The sequence below is a fragment of the Nonomuraea sp. NPDC001684 genome, from assembly GCF_053596515.1.
On record NZ_JBSFGJ010000010.1, the window covers coordinates 48,132 to 66,116 of the forward strand.

General features: G+C 64.9%; 16 protein-coding genes and 4 tRNA genes. 11 read left to right on the top strand and 9 right to left on the bottom strand.

The window, feature by feature from the left end; genetic code table 11:
• Positions 1-29 precede the first annotated feature (29 nt).
• The 3 genes from ACWCSD_RS04000 to ACWCSD_RS04010 all read right to left on the bottom strand — a co-directional run bounded on the left by ACWCSD_RS04000 (position 30) and on the right by ACWCSD_RS04010 (position 5,916).
• Positions 30-3,350, bottom strand: a complete 3,321-nt coding sequence (locus ACWCSD_RS04000; RefSeq protein ID WP_449912966.1) for a hypothetical protein — start codon at positions 3,348-3,350, stop codon at positions 30-32.
• Positions 3,347-4,618, bottom strand: coding sequence for a restriction endonuclease-related protein (locus ACWCSD_RS04005; protein ID WP_449912968.1), 1,272 nt, complete (start codon positions 4,616-4,618; stop codon positions 3,347-3,349). The genes ACWCSD_RS04000 and ACWCSD_RS04005 overlap by 4 nt, the downstream gene beginning before the upstream one ends.
• A gap of 65 nt (positions 4,619-4,683) precedes the next feature.
• Positions 4,684-5,916, bottom strand: coding sequence for a helix-turn-helix transcriptional regulator (locus ACWCSD_RS04010; protein ID WP_449912969.1), 1,233 nt, complete (start codon positions 5,914-5,916; stop codon positions 4,684-4,686).
• A gap of 195 nt (positions 5,917-6,111) precedes the next feature.
• Here ACWCSD_RS04010 and ACWCSD_RS04015 point away from each other — a divergent pair, with 195 nt between their 5' ends.
• Complete coding sequence (locus ACWCSD_RS04015) at positions 6,112-7,548, top strand: hypothetical protein (protein ID WP_449912970.1); 1,437 nt, start codon at positions 6,112-6,114, stop codon at positions 7,546-7,548.
• A 46-nt stretch (positions 7,549-7,594) separates the two neighbouring features.
• Here the strand turns inward: ACWCSD_RS04015 and ACWCSD_RS04020 are convergent, their stop codons facing one another.
• Complete coding sequence (locus ACWCSD_RS04020; RefSeq protein ID WP_449912972.1) at positions 7,595-7,963, bottom strand: hypothetical protein; 369 nt, start codon at positions 7,961-7,963, stop codon at positions 7,595-7,597.
• Between the two features lie 155 nt (positions 7,964-8,118).
• Here ACWCSD_RS04020 and ACWCSD_RS04025 point away from each other — a divergent pair, with 155 nt between their 5' ends.
• Together ACWCSD_RS04025 and ACWCSD_RS04030 are read left to right on the top strand one after the other, a co-directional pair.
• The gene (locus ACWCSD_RS04025; protein WP_449912973.1) at positions 8,119-9,219 is read left to right on the top strand and encodes an integrase core domain-containing protein; all 1,101 of its coding nucleotides are present in this window, start codon (positions 8,119-8,121) and stop codon (positions 9,217-9,219) included.
• Positions 9,209-10,279: a hypothetical protein gene (locus ACWCSD_RS04030; protein WP_449912974.1), complete on the top strand. Its 1,071-nt coding sequence runs from the start codon at positions 9,209-9,211 to the stop codon at positions 10,277-10,279. Before ACWCSD_RS04025 ends, ACWCSD_RS04030 begins: the two co-directional genes overlap by 11 nt.
• Positions 10,280-10,482: 203 nt before the next feature.
• On the opposite strand, the gene ACWCSD_RS04035 is transcribed toward ACWCSD_RS04030, so the two are convergent.
• Both ACWCSD_RS04035 and ACWCSD_RS04040 read right to left on the bottom strand, forming a co-directional pair.
• Positions 10,483-10,558: transfer RNA gene (locus tag ACWCSD_RS04035), tRNA-Lys, on the bottom strand.
• Positions 10,559-10,607: 49 nt separating this feature from the next.
• Complete coding sequence (locus tag ACWCSD_RS04040; protein WP_352360961.1) at positions 10,608-11,762, bottom strand: acyl-CoA dehydrogenase family protein; 1,155 nt, start codon at positions 11,760-11,762, stop codon at positions 10,608-10,610.
• A gap of 91 nt (positions 11,763-11,853) precedes the next feature.
• On the opposite strand from ACWCSD_RS04040, the gene ACWCSD_RS04045 reads away from it, so the two are divergent.
• The gene (locus ACWCSD_RS04045) at positions 11,854-12,150 is read left to right on the top strand and encodes a PspC domain-containing protein (RefSeq protein ID WP_352360963.1); all 297 of its coding nucleotides are present in this window, start codon (positions 11,854-11,856) and stop codon (positions 12,148-12,150) included.
• Here the strand turns inward: ACWCSD_RS04045 and ACWCSD_RS04050 are convergent, their stop codons facing one another.
• Positions 12,151-13,437: an MFS transporter gene (locus ACWCSD_RS04050; RefSeq protein ID WP_358296775.1), complete on the bottom strand. Its 1,287-nt coding sequence runs from the start codon at positions 13,435-13,437 to the stop codon at positions 12,151-12,153.
• Between the two features lie 109 nt (positions 13,438-13,546).
• Entirely contained in the window at positions 13,547-13,897 is a 351-nt protein-coding gene (locus ACWCSD_RS04055; RefSeq protein ID WP_397155847.1) for a metallopeptidase family protein, read from the bottom strand.
• An 87-nt stretch (positions 13,898-13,984) separates the two neighbouring features.
• On the opposite strand from ACWCSD_RS04055, the gene ACWCSD_RS04060 reads away from it, so the two are divergent.
• The 5 genes from ACWCSD_RS04060 to ACWCSD_RS04080 all read left to right on the top strand — a co-directional run bounded on the left by ACWCSD_RS04060 (position 13,985) and on the right by ACWCSD_RS04080 (position 16,307).
• Positions 13,985-15,490, top strand: coding sequence for a metallophosphoesterase family protein (locus ACWCSD_RS04060; RefSeq protein WP_449912978.1), 1,506 nt, complete (start codon positions 13,985-13,987; stop codon positions 15,488-15,490).
• Positions 15,491-15,563, top strand: a tRNA-Glu gene (locus tag ACWCSD_RS04065).
• A gap of 100 nt (positions 15,564-15,663) precedes the next feature.
• A tRNA-Asp gene (locus tag ACWCSD_RS04070) sits at positions 15,664-15,738 on the top strand.
• Between the two features lie 5 nt (positions 15,739-15,743).
• A tRNA-Phe gene (locus ACWCSD_RS04075) sits at positions 15,744-15,820 on the top strand.
• 268 nt (positions 15,821-16,088) lie between these two features.
• The gene (locus ACWCSD_RS04080) at positions 16,089-16,307 is read left to right on the top strand and encodes a hypothetical protein (RefSeq protein ID WP_397155851.1); all 219 of its coding nucleotides are present in this window, start codon (positions 16,089-16,091) and stop codon (positions 16,305-16,307) included.
• A gap of 50 nt (positions 16,308-16,357) precedes the next feature.
• Here the strand turns inward: ACWCSD_RS04080 and ACWCSD_RS04085 are convergent, their stop codons facing one another.
• Positions 16,358-16,492, bottom strand: a complete 135-nt coding sequence (locus ACWCSD_RS04085; RefSeq protein ID WP_397155852.1) for a hypothetical protein — start codon at positions 16,490-16,492, stop codon at positions 16,358-16,360.
• A 456-nt stretch (positions 16,493-16,948) separates the two neighbouring features.
• On the opposite strand from ACWCSD_RS04085, the gene ACWCSD_RS04090 reads away from it, so the two are divergent.
• Together ACWCSD_RS04090 and ACWCSD_RS04095 are read left to right on the top strand one after the other, a co-directional pair.
• Positions 16,949-17,368: an effector-associated constant component EACC1 gene (locus ACWCSD_RS04090; RefSeq protein ID WP_449912980.1), complete on the top strand. Its 420-nt coding sequence runs from the start codon at positions 16,949-16,951 to the stop codon at positions 17,366-17,368.
• A 23-nt stretch (positions 17,369-17,391) separates the two neighbouring features.
• On the top strand, positions 17,392-17,985 hold a 594-nt coding region (locus ACWCSD_RS04095), incomplete at its 3' end, for a caspase, EACC1-associated type (protein ID WP_449912981.1).

Consider the following 17,985-nt stretch of genomic DNA (forward strand, 5'->3'; position numbering starts at 1 on the left):
CTGTGACTCTTTCGGGATGAAGCGCTGGGCTATGCGGAAAGGGTGAGGTCGACGCCTGCGTAGGCTAGGAAGGCGTTGACCGCTTCGCCGTACAGTTCGGTCATCTGCCGGCGTTCTTCCGGCAGCCACCGCGAGGCCATGCGTTCGATGATGCTGGCCAGGTCGGAACTCCAGGTCTCATCGTGGAAGGCATAGTCCACAAAGTGCAGTTCCATATTGGTGCCGCCGCGTCGAGCTCGGCCAGCGAGCTGGATGAGGGACACCAGCATTCCGGCGACCATTTGCTCCTGGAGGATGAGGTCCATGGTCGACAGCTGCGGAGAGGAACGCATGATGGTGGCCAGGTGATCTCGTGCTGTGGTGCGGGCCGTTTGCAGAACCTCGATTGGATCTGCGGCACCTGACGTGGGTAGTGAGTTGATGCCAGCTGCGTTGACGCTGCCGTACATCCAAGCAGGATCATCGATGATCAGCGGGGGCCTCACGCACAAATAGATGGAGTGGATGGCTGAACGAAGATTGACGACGATGTTAAGTCCTCTGGCGATGTTAGCCAGGGGAGCAATCAGGATGTCGCCGAAATGGGGAAATTCCTCCACCTCTTCGACCGTGATGCGGCGGACCAGCGACGGGTCGGGGAGGTGGCGGACGTTGCTGAGACGATCTTCCTCCCGAACGAGGACGCACACCTTGTGAGAGAGCCCTTTCGCCTTGGCGAGGCCGGTGGCGATGTGGCCGCACTGCTCGTAGCTGTTGGCTGTAAGGATCACTCGTGCACGATCCTTATCGGTCTCAGTCTTGGCCAGGCGTGCGAGCTTCTTAGACAATTTTGTCTCGTAGAGGCGCTCGCCGATCTCTCGCAGGGCTTCGGGTTTGTCCGAAGGGAATTGGCCAGCGATCGGGATGCGTTCCCCAGCCTTTCTGTGCCCCTCCCCATAGGTGACAGCCGAGGACTCAACCAAGATCGATTCCTCTTGGGCGTCGGTCATCCACCACATGACGGGCGCGTGGACGTGTTCCTTGACCGCCTGGGGGAAGTAGGCAGTGGCCGAAAGGCCGAAGATAGGCCGCTCCACGCCGGCAGTGATCAGAGAGACCAGCCCACCGAGCTCCGATACGTAGGTGTGCGGGTCGCCAGCCATATGCTGCGTGGAAAGCTTGGCGTCCTTCTCCGGGTTCTTCATGCCGGTGACCCGATAGCCGTTTATCGGCCTGCCGATCATTCCATGCGGGAGGACGTCGGCGATGCCGCCGGAGTGCATGGTGTCGATGATGCGGTTGGCGGAGAGTAGGTCGGAGTGGCGCAGAGACTGTGCGATGTCGCGTAGCTGGGCAAGAGACCAGTCCAGTTCGCTCATCAAGGTACGGATGAGGAGGTGGTCGATGGCCCAGCTGCGTGCACGTCCGTCGCTGATCACCGGCGTGAGCGCCTCGTGCAGCCTGAGTTTGAGTTCGTCGCGCTGGTTGATGCCGCGTGGTGACACGGCTGTGCCTAGGATGCGCCTGACGCGCTCCCATTCGGGGTCCAGAAGTATGGGTGTGAGGGCTGCCTCGTCGTCTGCACCGAAGTCGGGGGCGGGGACGAGAGCGTTGAGCCGATCGATAGCTTCGATCGGAAGCGGCTCTCCGTCGCCTACCTGGTGTTCGGGGAAGAGTAGGCGTATGAGTTCGCGGTCCTTGGCGCGAGCTAGGCGCCATCCTTCGTAGTCATATTCGTGACGCAGTCTCGGGACTTTAGAGTCGTCGCGGTGGTTGAGCCGGAATACCTTGGTGCACAGTCCGGTCAGCAATGACTCTGCCATGAGCCGGACGTGGCTGACCGGTTCAATGAGCTGGTCCTCGTATCGCAGGGGAAGATGCTTGGCCGCGGTGTCGAGAATTTGCGGTTCTGCGGTCCACGGGCGCCGGGAGTGCAGGTCGACTGTGGTGGCGCACCGATCTACGGCGACGGACTGGAAGGCATCGATCTCGTCGATGATGACGAAGTCACTGGCGCGGAGCACGAACTCGCGGACGGTGACAGAACGGACCGGGCGTCCATCGATCTGGATGCCAACCCGCATGGTGCCTTGGATGAAGTTATGGTGATTCGTGACGATCACTGTGGCATGGGCGGCCTGGTAGGCGGGCGTGAACTTGCCGCAGGTCGGGATCCAGGGGCAGGCCAATATCTGTCCGCCGCTGTGGAGACTGAGGCAGTTCTCCCTGCCGGGACGGTAGATGCCGGCAGATTCGAGCCAGTGCTGCTGTGCGCATCCGTAGGCGAGGTGATCGACGTCACGGTGCCCTCGCTTGCCCCATTTCCCGGGGGCCTCGGGGTCTTCCTTGACCAAAGAGGCATGCTTGAGGGCCCGCTCGTACCGCGAGGACGGCGACATCAGTGGGGCGCACGTCGCGAGATGGCTGATCTTGCCTTCCCTGTGCAAGATCTCCAGGTCGCGGTTGATATCCCAGGCCGAGGCGAGCGTGGCTTTGACGTCGGGGACGAGGAGGGCGACGCGGTAGTCGTTAAGCGCGGCCCAAGAGCCCAGGAGGCGAACCAGTACAGACTTACCGGTTCCCGTGGGTGCATGGAAGATCTGCGTTCGGCCAGTCAGGAGGTCCAGCACGTCGACGCTGTCGGTATCGCGAGCCTTGAGCCGGTCGAGCAGACCTGTCAGCACCTTGTACAGCCAGGGGCCTGTTTTCGTGCCGTCGTACTGCGTGTCCAGGAGTTGTGCGATGTCCTTGAGTTCCTGGACGGTCACTCGGACCGAACCCAGGCCAGGGCGGGTGGTGATGGCGGGAAGCGAATCGTGGCCCAGCGGCTGAGTGAAAGCGGGAAAGCGGGGGATGGTGACGCGCCCGTGAACAATCTCATTGCCTTCGGTGCGTTCGCTCGTCTCGTATGTCTTGCCCGGCGCTGCGAACTCGTGGGGCTTGCGTCGGCTGCTGGGTCGGCGGAAGGGAGCGAGAAGGCGATTGGCGTAGCCGAGGTAGTCCTCTCCCAGATGGGGATGGGCAGCTGTCGCGGCGAGCGGATCCCCGACCAGGGTGAACAGGTTGAGGGGGATCTCCTCATCCTCGTGTTCGGAGTCCAGGGCTCCAAGGAGAATCCGCGCGGCGGTAGCGAAACGGTTTTCGTCGACGAGGTCGGGATTGCCGAGGTTCATCACCTCCGCCACGAGCAGCCGTTCCTCATTGCTCAGCTGGTTCCATCGCTCCCACGCCTGTGGCTTGCGGCTGGCGAAGAAAGCCGCGTGGCGGAAGGAGGCCACAGGCTTGCCGTTGTCATCCTGCTCTGGGAAGTATTCGGCGGCGAGAGCCAGCGCGGCATGGATGAAAGCGTCCTTGGCGGTTATCTGACTCATGCCCACTCCACCCCGGCGCTCCGGCAGACCATCTGGGCAAAGTCGGTCATGGTCGCGACCTTCATTCTGTACTTGTCGCAGGTCACAGTGAGAAGAGGGATCTGGTCGGCTCGGTGGTCGGGAACGACGAGCCATTCGGCGCCGCCCTTGTCACCTTCATTGCGATGCAGGCTCTGCGCCAGGACACGGCCATGGGTGTAATCCTTCACATCCACGGTGAAGACGTGAGTGCTCCCGTCGGGGCCTCTGACCTCGATGCGATGGTCGTACGCATCGCTCATCGGCCAGAGCCTGACGGCCTCGTCCACATCTGCATGATTGGCGGCCAGCCGCTCACGCAAGACGGAGTGCAACCGCAACTCGTGTAGGCCAGGCACGCAGGTGTATCGCCACACTCCGCGTTTGAGGGCCAGATGTCCTTCCACTGGCCTCGCCTCTGGCACGGCACCGACAGCGCCGAGCGCGAGTGCCGCCTCGCGCGGAGCGGGAGTGTCGGGGCTGTCAGAGTGCAGCTGTGGCGCATCTCCGGATGTCGGCCGGAACATGAAGCTGGCACCGATCTCTGCGTGACGGGCGTAGAGGCAGGCGACGCGGTAGTACTCGCGGCCCGCACTCATCCGCTTGCTGATCTTCATGGGCCACTTACACACCGTGCAGGGGTACCACCAGGTGCGATAGATGGCGTGGTAGGGGATCGCCTCGTAATAGGCGATCGCGTTGAGAGGTAGGCCGCGCCCGTTCAGCTCAGCGGCCGTGCCAGCAGGGCATTCCACCAGCGTGGAACGGTCCTTGACGTACTGGGTGTCGCCGCGGCCTTTGAGGATCTCGTACATCTGATCCTGATCGATCTCGTCCTGGAGTTGTGCCTCTGTAAACCGCATCCCGCCGGTCCTCTGAAGCCGCTTCAAGATCCGGTGCAGCTGAGAGATCTCCCACTGCAGGTCGAAGGCGTCGGCGGTGACGCAACCCTCGGCATCGACGACAGGGAAGTTGAGATCGTCGAAGTCCGAGCGGTCCAGCCACGGCGGGAGCAGGCCGTCGATCGGGCCGCGCAGTCTTTCGCGGAACTCGCCGAACGACAACGGCACTCCAGGGCCGTAGGCGGCGAGTAGATCGCCGTGATACTGCATCAGCTTCTCGGCCCGGTGCCTCGGATTCAGGCCCGGGGTCGCGATCGTCTCGCAGGCTTTGATGAAGGTGAAGTTGATTAGGCGGAACGCCTCGAAATGAGAGAACGTCAGGCCGTCATCGTCGGCATGGGTCGTCACGGGAGACACCGTAGAGCACGGGTCCGACAAAAGCCGGAACAGCTTCGGGCGGCCCTAAATGATCACTAAGGTGGAGGGGCTACATTTGGATAGATATCTGTGTATATGTGATGGTAAGCGGCAATATGCTGCCGTCCGAGCGCAGTGGCGTGCCACCGGTACTCAAGGACGTGCGTATCACCTGGCGCCATTCGGGGGCGCAGTTCGATGAATCCTCTGCTGGGGTGCGCTTGCCGTTTGGGCCTGTAGCCGACAGCCAGATAGAACAAAGACTTACCAGCCAACTCGCTCTCATGGAGGCCCTCTACGCCGGTGCTGGCGACACGCAGCAGGACGCCCCACAGCCATTCGGACAGCAGATGTGCGGGTGTCGCCGACTCTGCAGGTTCCCCCAGCCCAGCACGTGCGCAGGCACGTCCCCTGCGAGTGATCTCCACCAGAGTGCGATCTACCTCGCCGACCCCGGGAATCTCCACGCGGTCCTTGGCCACCTTGACCAAGCCCAGTCGCTCCAGGGTGTGGAGAGTAGCTCCGGCGCCCTGATCGTGAACGCCAGCGCTCCGCAGGCGCAACTGCAGGCGAGTGTGTCCGACCAGCTTGGCGGGTGCGTCGAGGGAAAACGGTAGCCTCCGCCACAGCCTGGCCGGTGGAACCCGGGCCTGGTTCTGACGGCGCATCCACATTTCAGCCTCGGTCATCCGGTCGTCTCGCAGGATCTCGCCGAGATAGACCCGCTGTCGATCGTTCAAGCCCTCCCAGCCCTCGACAGCTGAGGTCGGCGGACCGTGTCGCTCATGTTCGGGCAGGCTCGGAGGCTCATCCATGGGCCGAGTACGCATCCACGCGTCCATGACCATGCGTACTGGCACCTCGTACAAGGCGGCCAACTGCTGCACAAGCCGGCCCGTGCACTCCGGCTTCCTCCAGTTCCACCCAGACACCTGGCGATTCCGCTCCAGGCTGCGGATCTTGTGGGCGTCCACGAACAGCTCACCGCCGACGGTAGTGGCGCGAAGTCGGGTGGCGGCCTCCTCCGCAGTGAGACCAGCGGCATACCTGAGGTCAACCAACATCTCGGTTCCGCTGCGTGTACCCGTGAGGTCGGTGGTGGCGCAGCCGAGAGCATGAGCGAGACGTCGCATGTTTCTGGCTTCGGGCACATACCTGCCCTCCTCCCAGTACACAACCAGGCGATACGTGACCCCCACGCGATCAGCAAGCTCCTGTGGCGTGAGTCCAGCCTGCTCGCGCAGCGCCCGGATCTTGGTGTGCTCAACAGACAGCAGACGTCTCGACATACCCTCAGCAGACTTCAGTGAAGACTTCATTGCAACTACCGGCCGATGTCTCACCCGAGACTGCCAAAGAGGGAGTTCGCTGCCACTGTGGCACCTGCCGGAGAAGTCATGACGGCTCACCGTTGCATCTGTGGATGAAGGATGTGGTGAGCCGGGGGTTGGCTGTACCAACGGGTCAGAGTCCGGGGGCGTGGAATGCCCAAGATGTTCTTGGTGTGGCCCGCTTTGGTGAAGAATGGCGTGGTGGCAGACGTGGAGAGCTTGATCGGCCAGGTATGGAGTCCGGATGTTCGACCGCTGGTCGAGGAGGCTTGGCGCTGCTACAACGCCGGCGCGATCCGCGCCTGCATCACCACGACGTGGAGCGCCGTTACCGCCGATATCATCACCAAGCTCGTCCGGCTGGCCGATGACGGCGACGGCCAGGCTGTCTCGTTCCGCGCCGCTCTGGCCGATGCCCAGAAAAAGGGGCTGAGCAAGGACGGGGTGCGAGCCATGCAGAACATCGAGGCGAGCCTGCTGGACAAGGCGGTGGAGTTCGAACTCATCGACTCGATCGGCTCACGCGAGCTGGAACGTATCCGCGAAGATCGCAACCTCTGCGCCCATCCCTCGCTCCGCACGCTCGGGGACGTCTACGAGCCTCGCCCAGAAATCGCCCGGGGCCACCTGGCCGTCGCGCTCGCGACGCTGCTCACCCATCCTCCGACGCAGGGCCGCAAGGTTCTCGACGAGTTCAGTACCTATATCTGCGATCCATTCTTCGTGCCCACGCATCCGCACATGCAGGCCACCTTCTTTGACCGAGTCCGCTCGGCGACTCGCAAGACTCTCATCGGGTTCGCCGCCAAGCATGCCCTCCTCGAGCTCGATCCCGGCGGGCGCCTGCCTGCCGCTGAGCACTCTGACCGGATGGCTCTGGCTCTGATCGCCTTCGCCCAGAGGGACCGAGAACTGGTCAGCTCGGCGGTTTCCGCACAAAGCGAGAGGTTCCAGGTGCTCGAAGGCGCCGCGCAGTTGCGCGCCTTGGTACGACTAGGAGATCAGGACTTCTTCTGGAGCATGGTAGACCAGGGGTTGGCCACAAGACTCCAAGAGATGGTGGCCAAGCTGCCCACCGCCGCCGGGTGGGAGTCGCTGCCACCCGCAACGGCCTCCGCCTTCGCCGTGGTCCGCAGCCCGTACGCGCGCGAACGGATGTCAGGGCTGGAAACGCGGTTCACCGAGTTGCCGTGGACGCATCGCCTTGGCGTAGCCTCCGTTCACCCCGACCCGTACTTCGTACCGACAGCGATCCAATTCATCGAAGAAGCCGGCAACTGGCGTTCGGGCGAGCAAGCTGGGCGAATGCTCGTACAGCACGCTCCTTTCCTCACCATCGAGACCTTGCGAGAGGCCCTGAACGGCTGGTTGGAAAATACAGATTGCCGGACCGCGGCAGATATGCCGCAACTCGCCGTTCTCCTGTTCCACAGAACATCGCACCTCGGCCCCCAGCGCGCCCCTGTGTTCGGGGAGTTTCTGACCAACGTTCGGGCGCTGGAAGGCGAGAGCGACTACTACAGCTACCCCGCGCTGCACGAAGCTCTGGTTCGCTCGGGATATGATCCCTCGGCTGTTCTAGCGCCCTGACATCGTCTCCAGTGGAGACTTGAAGAGTCGCCTGTGTGAGAGCGAATCAGGCCTCGCGGGCAACGATCAGGCGGCTGGTGAGTTCCACGGTGGCCAGGTACCACCAAAAGATCCAGTCCAAGAAGGCGGGGTCATAGTCACCGAACTGGTCGGCCCTCCGATGGCGCAGAGCGAAGCGGTTGGCGATTTCGAACAGTGCCCCATCGTCCGGTTTGCCAATGCCATCACGGATCAGCTGTCGCCGTTCCTCAAGGATGCCAGCCAGTGTGACGATCGCTGAGCGCTTGCTCTCCAATGAGGTGGAACGGCTGCGGAATAAGGCGATCGCATGCTCGACGCGGTGTGTGATGTCAGGCGCCGGTGTATGCAAGACCTGATGGATGAGCTCGCTGCGCGCGTCATCGGTCACCGCCACCAGACGCCCGAGGTCCTCGCCTTCTGTGGCGATTTCGTACTCGGCACCCTGTGCCTGCCGATAACTCCATCCGTCCAGGTCACGGCCTTGCAGTGCTTCTCTCGTAGGCAGGCTTCGACTCCTGAAAAGGAGCCAGTGCGGCAGGATGACCGGTCGTGCTCCTTCGCCTGGCCTATCTCGCTGTCACGAACACCTTCGCGGCGCTGCGGTTGCTCCCGATGGGTGATCGGGACAAGGACGTCGAGATTCTCGCCCTGCGTCACCAGATCACGATCCTCGAACGGCAACTCGGCGTCGGCGCCCGGGCGCGGTTCGCGCCCGAGGATCGAGCCTTCCTCGCAGCCCTCCTGGCACCGCTACCCCGTGACGTCCTGCGTCGCCTGCGACTCCTCGTCCGGCCCGACACCGTCATGCGGTGGCACCGTGATCTCGTGCAACGGTGTCATGCTCGTGCCTCCGTGCCGAAGCGGCGCGGGCGCCCGCCAACCGTCCGTTCCATCCGCGCCCTCGTCCTGCGCCTAATCCGGGAGAATCCATCCTGGGGCTACAGGAGGGTCCACGGAGAGCTCACCACGCTCGGCATCAAAGTGGCGCCGTCCACGGTCTGGGAGATCCTCAAACAGGAAGGCATCGATCCGGCACCCGAACGGGCGTCCACCACCTGGGCCGACTTCATACGCTCCCAAGCCGAAGCACTGCTGGCCTGCGACTTCATCGAAACCGTCACCCTTGATGGGCAGCGTCAGTACATCCTGGCCGTCATCGAACACGCCACCAGACGCGTCCGCGTACTCGGCACCACCGCACACCCGACCGCGAACTGGGTCGCCCAGGCCGTCAAGAATCTGGTGATGGATCTGGAGGACGCCGGCTGCCGGGTCCGCTACCTGATCCGCGACCGGGACGGGAAGTTCCCTGCGCTCATGGACGAGATCCTCGCCGAGACCGGCATCCAGACTATGCTCACCGGTATCCGGATGCCGCGGATGAACGCGATCATGGAACGGTGGGTGCAGTCATGCCGCCGCGAGCTACTCGACCGCTGCCTAATCTGGAACGAACGCCATCTCCGGCACGCCCTACGCGAGTACGAACAGTTCTACAACCGGCACCGCGCCCATCAAGCCCTGGCCCAGGCGGCCCCGCTGCGTCCCGTCCCAGATCCGATCACCGATCCCGAGCGAATCGCGAGCTTGACCATCCGCCGGCGAGACCGGCTCGGCGGAATCCTCCACGAGTACTCACATGCCGCCTGAACTGCACGGATGGAATTATCGGCAGGCGCACGGCTACGAGGCCGGCACGGTCGGTACTGCGGTGGATCAACGTCTCCGGCTTGCCTTCACCTGTGTCTCGCCGGTTGATGCCGCCACGGTGCTGGGCTGGGACAACTGCCGTATCGCAGCCGACGAGCGGAAGCGGCACGGCGTTATCGAGGTTCTGGCTGAGGTCGGCGCACAGCTTCTTCAGCAGTTGACCGATACCGTGGCCATCCTGCAGTTGGACAATCGGGACCGGCCGTTGGTCCGTACTGATGAAGAGGAAGAGCATCTGGCGCGCATGTTGATAGCCGCCGCGTGGTACGCCCTCAACTTCCGCAACCCCTTCGCCTTCCCTGATACGCCGCTCTACAAGGCCGCGCTCGCGGCGCCGTCCACGTTCACCCTCGACCTGCTCCTGACCGTCCCCCATCGTCATCTGGTCGACGACCTGCTCGCCCAGCTGCACGCCGCCCAGAACAGCGCCCTGGAGCAACTCCGCCTGGACACTCAGGCTGAGGAGTGCGCGTCAGGTACCACCTTCGACGGCAGCTCCGACCTCTCTGCCGATGCCGATCTGATTACCGCGGGGACGCTGATCGACATCAAGAGCACCCGCCGTGTCCACGACTTCCCGCTACCTACCGTGTACCAACTGCTCGGGTACGTTCTGATGGACTACTCCGACAGCTACCGGATCGACGCGGTCGGCGTCTATCTATCCAGGGCGGGGACGTTGGTTACGTGGCCGCTGGAGGACTACCTGGCCTTGCTGGGCGCCAGGCGTCGCGATCTCGATCAGCTTCGCGCGGCGTTTGCGCAACTGCTGGGGTATCAGGGATGCCGGGCTGACGATGACCCCCTGCCAGAGCAGATGGAAGGTGTGAATCGTCTGCTAGACAGCCTTGCAGCCCTCGTTCCGGACGGATGCTGCAAGGTCTGCGCGCAACCGCTACCAGAATCCGGTTGGGCCTTCACCCAGCGACGACGTTACTGCTCCGCGTTCTGCTGCCAGCGCGCCTCCTCCCTGCGCCGCAGAGGGTGGCTGGACCTGTAAGAGGGCGGGCCACGAGCCATGCATTGGGAGAGGCCACGAGCCAGGCCAAGCCCGCACGGCAGATCCGTGATTCCGCCTCGCTGTCCGGTCGTCGATGTGCCGGATGCGTGCCGAAGAGCATGCGGCGAGCATGAACTTGGCCATTCTCGCCTCTCAGGAGAGGGGCGAGAATCGAGATATCGCAGGTCAGGCGGGGTGCAGGGTGGTAGGGCGCCCGGGGCTCGAACCCGGAACCTACGGATTAAAAGTCCGCAGCTCTGCCAATTGAGCTAACGCCCCTCGCACGAGCAAGGGTACAGAGATTACCGCCCCGCCCGCGACGCCTCCATCACCGGTAAGCGGGCAGCCCCGTCAGAGCCTCCCCCAGCACCAGTGTGTGAATCTCCTGGGTCCCCTCGTACGTCAGCACAGACTCCAGATTGTTCATGTGCCTGATCACAGGGTACTCCAGGGTGATCCCGTTTCCCCCCAGGACGGAACGGGCCTGCCGGGCGATGTCCAGGGCGGCCCGCACGTTGGCCAGCTTGCCGAAGCTGATCTGCCGGGGCTCCAGGCGTCCCTCGTCCTTCAGGGCGCCCAGGTGCAGGGCCGTGAGCTGGGCCTGGGCGGCGCCGACGTACATCCAGGCCAGTTTCTCCTGGGTGAGCTGGAACGCGCCGATCGGCTTGTCGAACTGGACGCGGGTCTTCGCGTAGTCGACCGCCGACTCCAGGCAGGCGCGGGCGGCCCCGACGACCCCCCAGAGGATGCCGAAGCGGGCCTCGGACAGGCACGACAGCGGCCCCTTGAGTCCGGTGACGCCGGGCAGCACGGCGGAGGCGGGCAGGCGGACGTCGTCGAAGTACAGGGACGAGGTGACCGAGGCCCTCAGGGACAGCTTCTTGTGGATCTCAGGGGCGGAGAAGCCCGGCGTGGAGGTGGGGACGACGAAGCCGCGGACGCCCTCGTCCGTCTGCGCCCACACCACGGCGACGTCCGCGATCGAGCCGTTGGTGATCCACATCTTGGAGCCGTTGAGCACCCAGTCGGAGCCGTCCCGCTTGGCGTACGTGCGCATGTTGGCGGGGTCGGACCCGTGGTCCGGCTCGGTCAGGCCGAAGCAGCCGATCGCCGTGCCGGCCGCCATGCGCGGGAGCCATTCCTCCTTCTGCTCGTCGGAGCCGTACCGCCAGATGGGGAACATCGCCAGCGAGCCCTGCACCGACACGAACGAGCGCAGGCCCGAGTCGCCCGCCTCCAGCTCGCGGCAGGCCACGCCGTAGGAGGTCGCGTCGGTGCCGGCGCACCCGTACCCCTCCAGGTGCATGCCCAGCAGGCCGAGCGAGCCGAGCTCCGGCGCGAGCTCGCGCGCCGGGAAGACGGCCTCCTCGAACCAGTCGCCCACGTGCGGAAGGACGCGGTCGGAGACGAAGGACCTGACCGTGTCGCGGATCAGCCGCTGGTCGCCGTTGAGGCGGTCGTCGAGGCGCAGCAGATCGTCCATGGCGGGTCCTCTCCTCGCGTAAGGGGTTACCAGGGTTCTACCAGGGACAATCCTGATGTGCTAACACCGGCCCCAGGGGCAGTCTTGAGACATGAACGAATACAGCGAGCACAACGTCAAGAAGCTCCGTCGCACCAACAAGGGCCGGATGATCGCGGGCGTCTGCTCGGGCATCGGTGAGTACGTCGGCATCGACGCGAACCTGATCAGGGTCGGCCTCGCCATCGCCACCCTGTTCGGCGGGGCCGGCGTCGGCCTGTACGCGATCGGCTGGCTCCTGCTGCCGGACGAGGAGCGGGACACCTCGATCGTCCAGGACCTGATCAGCAAGCAGCAGCAGCAGCGGAACGCCACCGACTGGACCGGCGAGCACAAGCCGCAGCAGTGATCAGGCCGGCGCCTGGGCGGGCAGCTCCTGGGCATCACGGTCGTCCCGGGACTCGGTCCACATCAGGGCGAGCACGGCCGCCGCGATCACTCCGGTGATGCCGGAGAGCGCGACCACCAGCTCAGGACCGAGTCTCTCCGCCGCGAACCCGCCGACCAGGATCCCGATCCCCTGCACGGCCATCAACCCCGACTGCACCAGCCCGAACGCCTGGCCGCGCCGCTCCGGCGGCACGTTCTGGACGAAGGCCGCGTTCGCCGCGAGCTGGTACGCCCCACCGATCCCCGACAGAACCCACGCGGCCAGCACCACCGCGAGCGGCGGCCGGAGCGCCGTCACGGCCAGGGGCGCGCAGCTCAGCATGGCCATCCACCCCATCAGCCGCAGCCGCCGCGCCGGGGTCACGAACCTGCTGAACAGGAACGCGCCCACCACCGTGCCCGTCGGCATCGCGGCCATCAGCAGACCGGTGATCACGGGCACCGGCAACGACCCCGTGGCGAGTTCGGCGGCATAGGGCACGGCGATGCCCTCAGGAAGGATGTAGAAGCCGCACAACCACGCGAACAGGACAAGCGTTCGCAGCCTGCGCGAGCCGAAGACGAGCTGGGCTCCCGCCCTGGTCATCGCCCACATGGACGGCTTCGCGCCGTCCTGGCGGGCGGCCGGCCGCGGGCGTACCCCGGAGACCAGGATCAGGGCCGAGGCGAGGAACGTGGCCGCGTCGAGCGCGAGCGCCCGGTAGGGGCCCAGGGTGGCGATCATCGCTCCGCCCGCAGCGAAACCCAGCATCTGCACGGCCTGGTTCGTCATGTTCTGCAACGCCGAGCCGACGACGTACCGGTCGCCTTCGAGCACCTCGGGCAGCAGCGCCGCGCGCGCCGCCGAGAACGGGGCGCTGAGCAGCACCACGAAGAACACCAGCACGCACAACGCCCAGAACGGCATCACCGGCAGCGCCATCACGCCGACCAGCACCGCCCGGACGACGTCGCACGTCATCATGACGCCCCGGCGCGCGAACCGGTCGGCCAGCCCCGCCAGCAGCGGCCCGCCGACGATCGACGGAAGGTACGTCAGCGCGTAGACGGCCGCGGTGGCCAGGGGCGACCCGGTGCGGGAGTAGACGAGGACGGCGAGCGCCACCTGGGCGAGCTGGTCACCGAGGAGGGAGAGGCCCTGGCCGTACCAGAGTGCCCGGAACTCCCGGATGGCGATGACCTCGCCGTAGGTGGCCTGGTCTGTCTCGGCACGGCGATGCCGTCCCGGCGGCCTACCTGCCTGCATGGCCTCCATTGGACTCCGCTGCGCCTGACTCACCGTGTTCGCTATGTGACCTAAGGTGCCCGATCATGAGGCAAGGCGCAACCCAAAGAAGTCAACGAGCTGCAAAGGGTCACCAGCCCAGTTCGTGAAGTTTGTCATCACTGATCCCGAAATGGTGTCCCACCTCATGGACAACGGTGATGCGCACCTCGTTAACGACTTCCTCTTCTGTCTTGCATATCTGACATATGGGATTGCGGTAGATCTCGATCCGGTCGGGCAGGACACCTGAGTACCAGTCGCCGCGCTCCGTGAGGGGGACACCGGTGTACAGGCCGAGCAGGTGGGGCTCTGGCGGATCATCGACGACCGTGACGACGACGTTGCTCATGACGCGGGTGAGCTCGGCGGGGATCGTGTCCAAAGCCTCGGCCACGAGTTCCTCGAACTTCTCCCGCGAAACCTCGATCACGCATGCCATTCTGCCCTGTCGGTCAGGTATGCAAGAAACTGTATGAAGTTCGTTGACAGGTCGAAAGCAGTCATTCGGTCACGCGCAACGAGGGCCGTGGCGGTGCTCCTGGTGGCCGCCGCCGGCGCCTGGCTGGGCATCTTCCTGAGCGGCACCGTGCACGCCCAGGTCGGCCCCGTCGAGACGGGCATGTCGCTCAGACCCGCCTGGAACGGCGAGACGGTCGTCGACGCCAGCCCCCTCGGCACGCTGACCTTCCGAACCCACGACGCCCCGCTCAGGCTCCGCATCACCCTGGAGAACATCGACCAGGAGCGCGCCAAGGCGCTCATCGAGGACCCCAAACTGGCCGACCGCCTGCCGGGCCTCATCGAGAGCGACCTCCTGGACGGTGTGCGCGCCCTGGCGATCCGCAGCATGCTCTGTGCCGGGGCGGGGGCGCTGATCGCCGTCCTGATGGTCTACAGGCGCCCCAGGACGGCTCTGGTGGGGCTTCTGGCGGCCTCTGTGGGGCTCGCGGCCACCGGGGCGCTGGCCGCCCTCACGTTCCGTCCCAGCTCGCTCGTGGAGCCGCGCTACTCGGGTCTGGTCGCCGCGGCGCCGTCGCTGGTGGGCAGCGCGGAGTCGATCGTGACGAAGTTCGAGTCGTACCGGTCGCAGCTCACCAAGCTCGTCACGAACGTCTCGAAGCTGTACGACACCGTCTCGACCCTGCCGCTGTACGACGCCGACCCCAATTCAATCCGGGTCCTGCACGTCTCGGACATCCACATCAACCCCATCGCCTGGAACGTCATCCGCTCGCTCAAGGACCAGTTCGCCGTCGACATGATCATCGACACCGGTGACATCTCCGACCACGGGACCAAACCGGAGAACAAGTTCGTCGACGAGATCAGCCGCCTCGGCGTGCCGTACGTGTACGTACGGGGCAACCACGACTCGATGATCACCCAGCGGGCCGTCGAGAGGCAGAAGAACGCCGTGGTCCTGGACGACAGGGTGGAGAAGGTCGCCGGCCTGCGCATCTACGGCCTGGGCGACCCCCGGTTCACCCCCGACAAATCGGTGGCCGTCGACTCCGACCCGGACGCGCTCAAACAATTCGCCCGCTCGCACCTGCCCAAGGTGGACAAGGCGGACCTGGTGGCCGTCCACGACCCCGTCGTCGGCCGCGGCTTCAGCGGGGCCGCGCCCATGATCCTGGCCGGTCACACGCATGACCGGTCGACGTCCATGCTGCCGTCCGGCACCCGCATGCTCGTCCAGGGCTCGACCGGCGGCGCCGGCCTGCGGGCGCTCGAACACGCCCAGCCCACGCCCGTACAGGCCTCGGTCCTGTACTTCGACCGGGAGACACGCCGTCTGCGTGCCTGGGACGACATCACGCTGGGCGGCCTGGGGGAGCAGTCGGTGTACATCCAGCGTCACGTGGAGGCCGACCCACAACGTATGATTTCTCCGGAGCCAACGAACGCCCCGTCTCCAACGGGAACGATCACTGGCACCGCGTCACCGACCGCCGGTCAGCCGCTTTGGCATCAAGGGCAATCGTCCCCTATGCTTCAGAGGTCTCCGACGGAAGGCGACAGGGAATCCTGAGCCCCCATCGTCTAGCGGCCTAGGACACCGCCCTTTCAAGGCGGCGGCACGGGTTCGAATCCCGTTGGGGGCACTTGCGAGCGCCTGGCGCACCGCGAACCGGCTGGTCGAAAGGCCACCGGAAAGCTGGTAAGCTAAGCGAGCGCAAACAGAAAGAAACGCAACAAAAGCAAGGTCCTGTAGAGCAGTTTGGAGTGCTCGCCACCCTGTCAAGGTGGAGGTCGCGGGTTCAAGTCCCGTCAGGACCGCTCTGGGTCAGGTAGCTCAGTTGGTACGAGCGTCCGCCTGAAAAGCGGAAGGTCGGCAGTTCGACCCTGCCCCTGACCACCAGCTTTGAACAGCAAGAAAGCCCCGTAGCGATTACCGCTCCGGGGCATTTTTGTTGTCTGACGACAGCGCTGACGACGGTTCGCCTGATTAAGAGGTGGTGGAGCGTTGGGGTGGTTACGACGCCGGCAGCCGAGGATGTCGGCCCGAACAGCAGTCCGGTATCTCATGACCCGAGCATTCATCGAGATACGTGCCACTACGCACATCGTCAAGAGAGAGCTGACGAGCGAGGATCTTGAGAGCGCGCGCTCGGATCGATCACATACGCATGATCGCTGACATCTGCCACAACCTTCCGGGCGACTTCAGGCCGGGCAGCGAGCGAGAGCGGGAGCAGCGAGCGATGGAGAGCTTGAAACGGCATCTGCGGGAGCTTGAACCTGATGATCGCTCCGCTCTGTGGGTGCAGACGGAACTGGACGATTTCGGCTACGACTACCGGCCGCTTCTACCGCAACATGTGAGGGACCGGCTCGCACAGCAGTGAACGCCCGGACGTCCCTGCCCGGGCGGTCTTTGGTAGGTGCAGCCAAGGGACTATTGCACGGCGTCACCGAGCTTGCCGAGAGCCTTGCGCTTCTCGTCCAGGGAGGCGTGAGCGTAGATCGTCATGGTGACCTCGATGTCGGAGTGACCGACGAGGTCTAGGACGATGTCAGGCGGTACGCCCATTCTTCGGTGAGGTTGGCGAGGCTGGCCGCCAAGTTTGGGGAGCTCGTTGAGGAGGCTCTGGTCCTCGGCGGGTTCAGTCTTCTCGGTGAGCGCCTGGAGTTCTCCGACCTTGACGTTGCGGAGACGGGGCAGGTCGGAGTAGCCCGAGTGGTACTGCCCCGGAGAGGGAGAGCACACCGGCCCAGTCTTGCCAGGCCGCATCCAACTGTATTGGGAGTCTCAGCCCCGCTCCAACGGCCTTCGGGTTGTGGCCTACACGTGTTCGTGCCTTGACCGCGCCTGAGCCATTCGAGCCCCGCATAACGGCCACGGCCTCCCTGAGAGGGCAGCTGTACCTGGCCAAGCAAGATCGCATGCAGCAACATGGCCCGGAAAGTCGGTCACCCCTCCCATTGCCAACGATCATCTGACTCTCAGTCTTGCCCCGACCATGGCTACGTGCGCCATGATGGGCGAGTGGCGGCGATTTCTGTTGTTGTGACAGGCGAAGCTCCCGGTGATGACGCCTTCGGGCTTCGCAAGTGGTTCGCAGCGGAACCCGAGTTGGCCGGTCGGGCGCGCGTGCTCGACCAACCGCCGGAGGATGGCAGGCTCGGTTCGATCGCGGAGATCGTCAGTCTGCTGCTCGAACCGGCCGGAGCCGTGAGCGTCTTCGCTGGAGTCCTGGTCACCTGGCTACGGCATCGAACGGGAAGTGCCAAGATCACGATTCGGCGCGATGACGGTACCGAGATCAGTCTCTCGGCGCAGCGCGTCAAGGCGCTGGACGGCGAGTCTCTCAGGGGTGTCGTCAACGAGTTGGGGCAGTGGACCTCCGGCGGACCTGACCCGGCGTCCCTGCGCGAACTGGCCAGCGGCGAACCGTCCGACTCCTGAGCGTGGCCCTGTCCTCCGCCCGCGTGCTGCTCGTCGGCACGGGTACGCACGCCGCCGGTTCCCGTCTTCCCGACGTCCCGGCAGTCGCCACCACGCTGGGCGATCTCGCGGAAAGCCTGGTCACCAGGTGCGGCATACGGAAGGAGGCCATCAAGGTCCTGCTGGACCCTGCCGACTCCAGGACGTTCGGCGACGCGCTGCAGACGGTCACCGAGGAAGCAACGGATGTGCTGCTGGTCTGCTACACCGGGCACGGCCTGCTGGATGCGGACGGCACGCTCTACATTGCCACCAGCGAGAGCGGGCAGTCAGGACGGCATGAGCATACGGCGTGGCCCTACCGCAATCTCGGGCGATACGTCAGGGACAGCCCGGCCACCACGAAGATCATCATTATCGACTCCTGCTTCTCCGGCCGCGCGGTCGGCTCGCTCGGCGAGGGCGACGAAATAGCCGGACTCACCGAGGTCAGCGGCGCCTATGTCCTGACCTCCGCCGGCCGTGACGAGCACGCGCTGGCGCCTGTGGGCGCGCGGCACACCGCGTTCCTCGGCGCACTGATCGAAGCGCTGTCCGACGGTGTGGCGGACGGCCCGCCGTACCTGACCCTTAATGAT

What these genes read in the sequence shown, in the direction of transcription:
- ACWCSD_RS04000 (WP_449912966.1), bottom strand. Translation starts at nt 3,350, where the DNA reads ATGAGTCAGATAACCGCCAAGGACGCTTTCATCCATGCCGCGCTGGCT.
- ACWCSD_RS04010 (WP_449912969.1), bottom strand. Translation starts at nt 5,916, where the DNA reads ATGTCGAGACGTCTGCTGTCTGTTGAGCACACCAAGATCCGGGCGCTG.
- ACWCSD_RS04015 (WP_449912970.1), top strand. Translation starts at nt 6,112, where the DNA reads ATGCCCAAGATGTTCTTGGTGTGGCCCGCTTTGGTGAAGAATGGCGTG.
- ACWCSD_RS04030 (WP_449912974.1), top strand. Translation starts at nt 9,209, where the DNA reads ATGCCGCCTGAACTGCACGGATGGAATTATCGGCAGGCGCACGGCTAC.
- ACWCSD_RS04040 (WP_352360961.1), bottom strand. Translation starts at nt 11,762, where the DNA reads ATGGACGATCTGCTGCGCCTCGACGACCGCCTCAACGGCGACCAGCGG.
- ACWCSD_RS04045 (WP_352360963.1), top strand. Translation starts at nt 11,854, where the DNA reads ATGAACGAATACAGCGAGCACAACGTCAAGAAGCTCCGTCGCACCAAC.
- ACWCSD_RS04050 (WP_358296775.1), bottom strand. Translation starts at nt 13,437, where the DNA reads ATGCAGGCAGGTAGGCCGCCGGGACGGCATCGCCGTGCCGAGACAGAC.
- ACWCSD_RS04055 (WP_397155847.1), bottom strand. Translation starts at nt 13,897, where the DNA reads ATGGCATGCGTGATCGAGGTTTCGCGGGAGAAGTTCGAGGAACTCGTG.
- ACWCSD_RS04080 (WP_397155851.1), top strand. Translation starts at nt 16,089, where the DNA reads ATGATCGCTGACATCTGCCACAACCTTCCGGGCGACTTCAGGCCGGGC.
- ACWCSD_RS04085 (WP_397155852.1), bottom strand. Translation starts at nt 16,492, where the DNA reads ATGGGCGTACCGCCTGACATCGTCCTAGACCTCGTCGGTCACTCCGAC.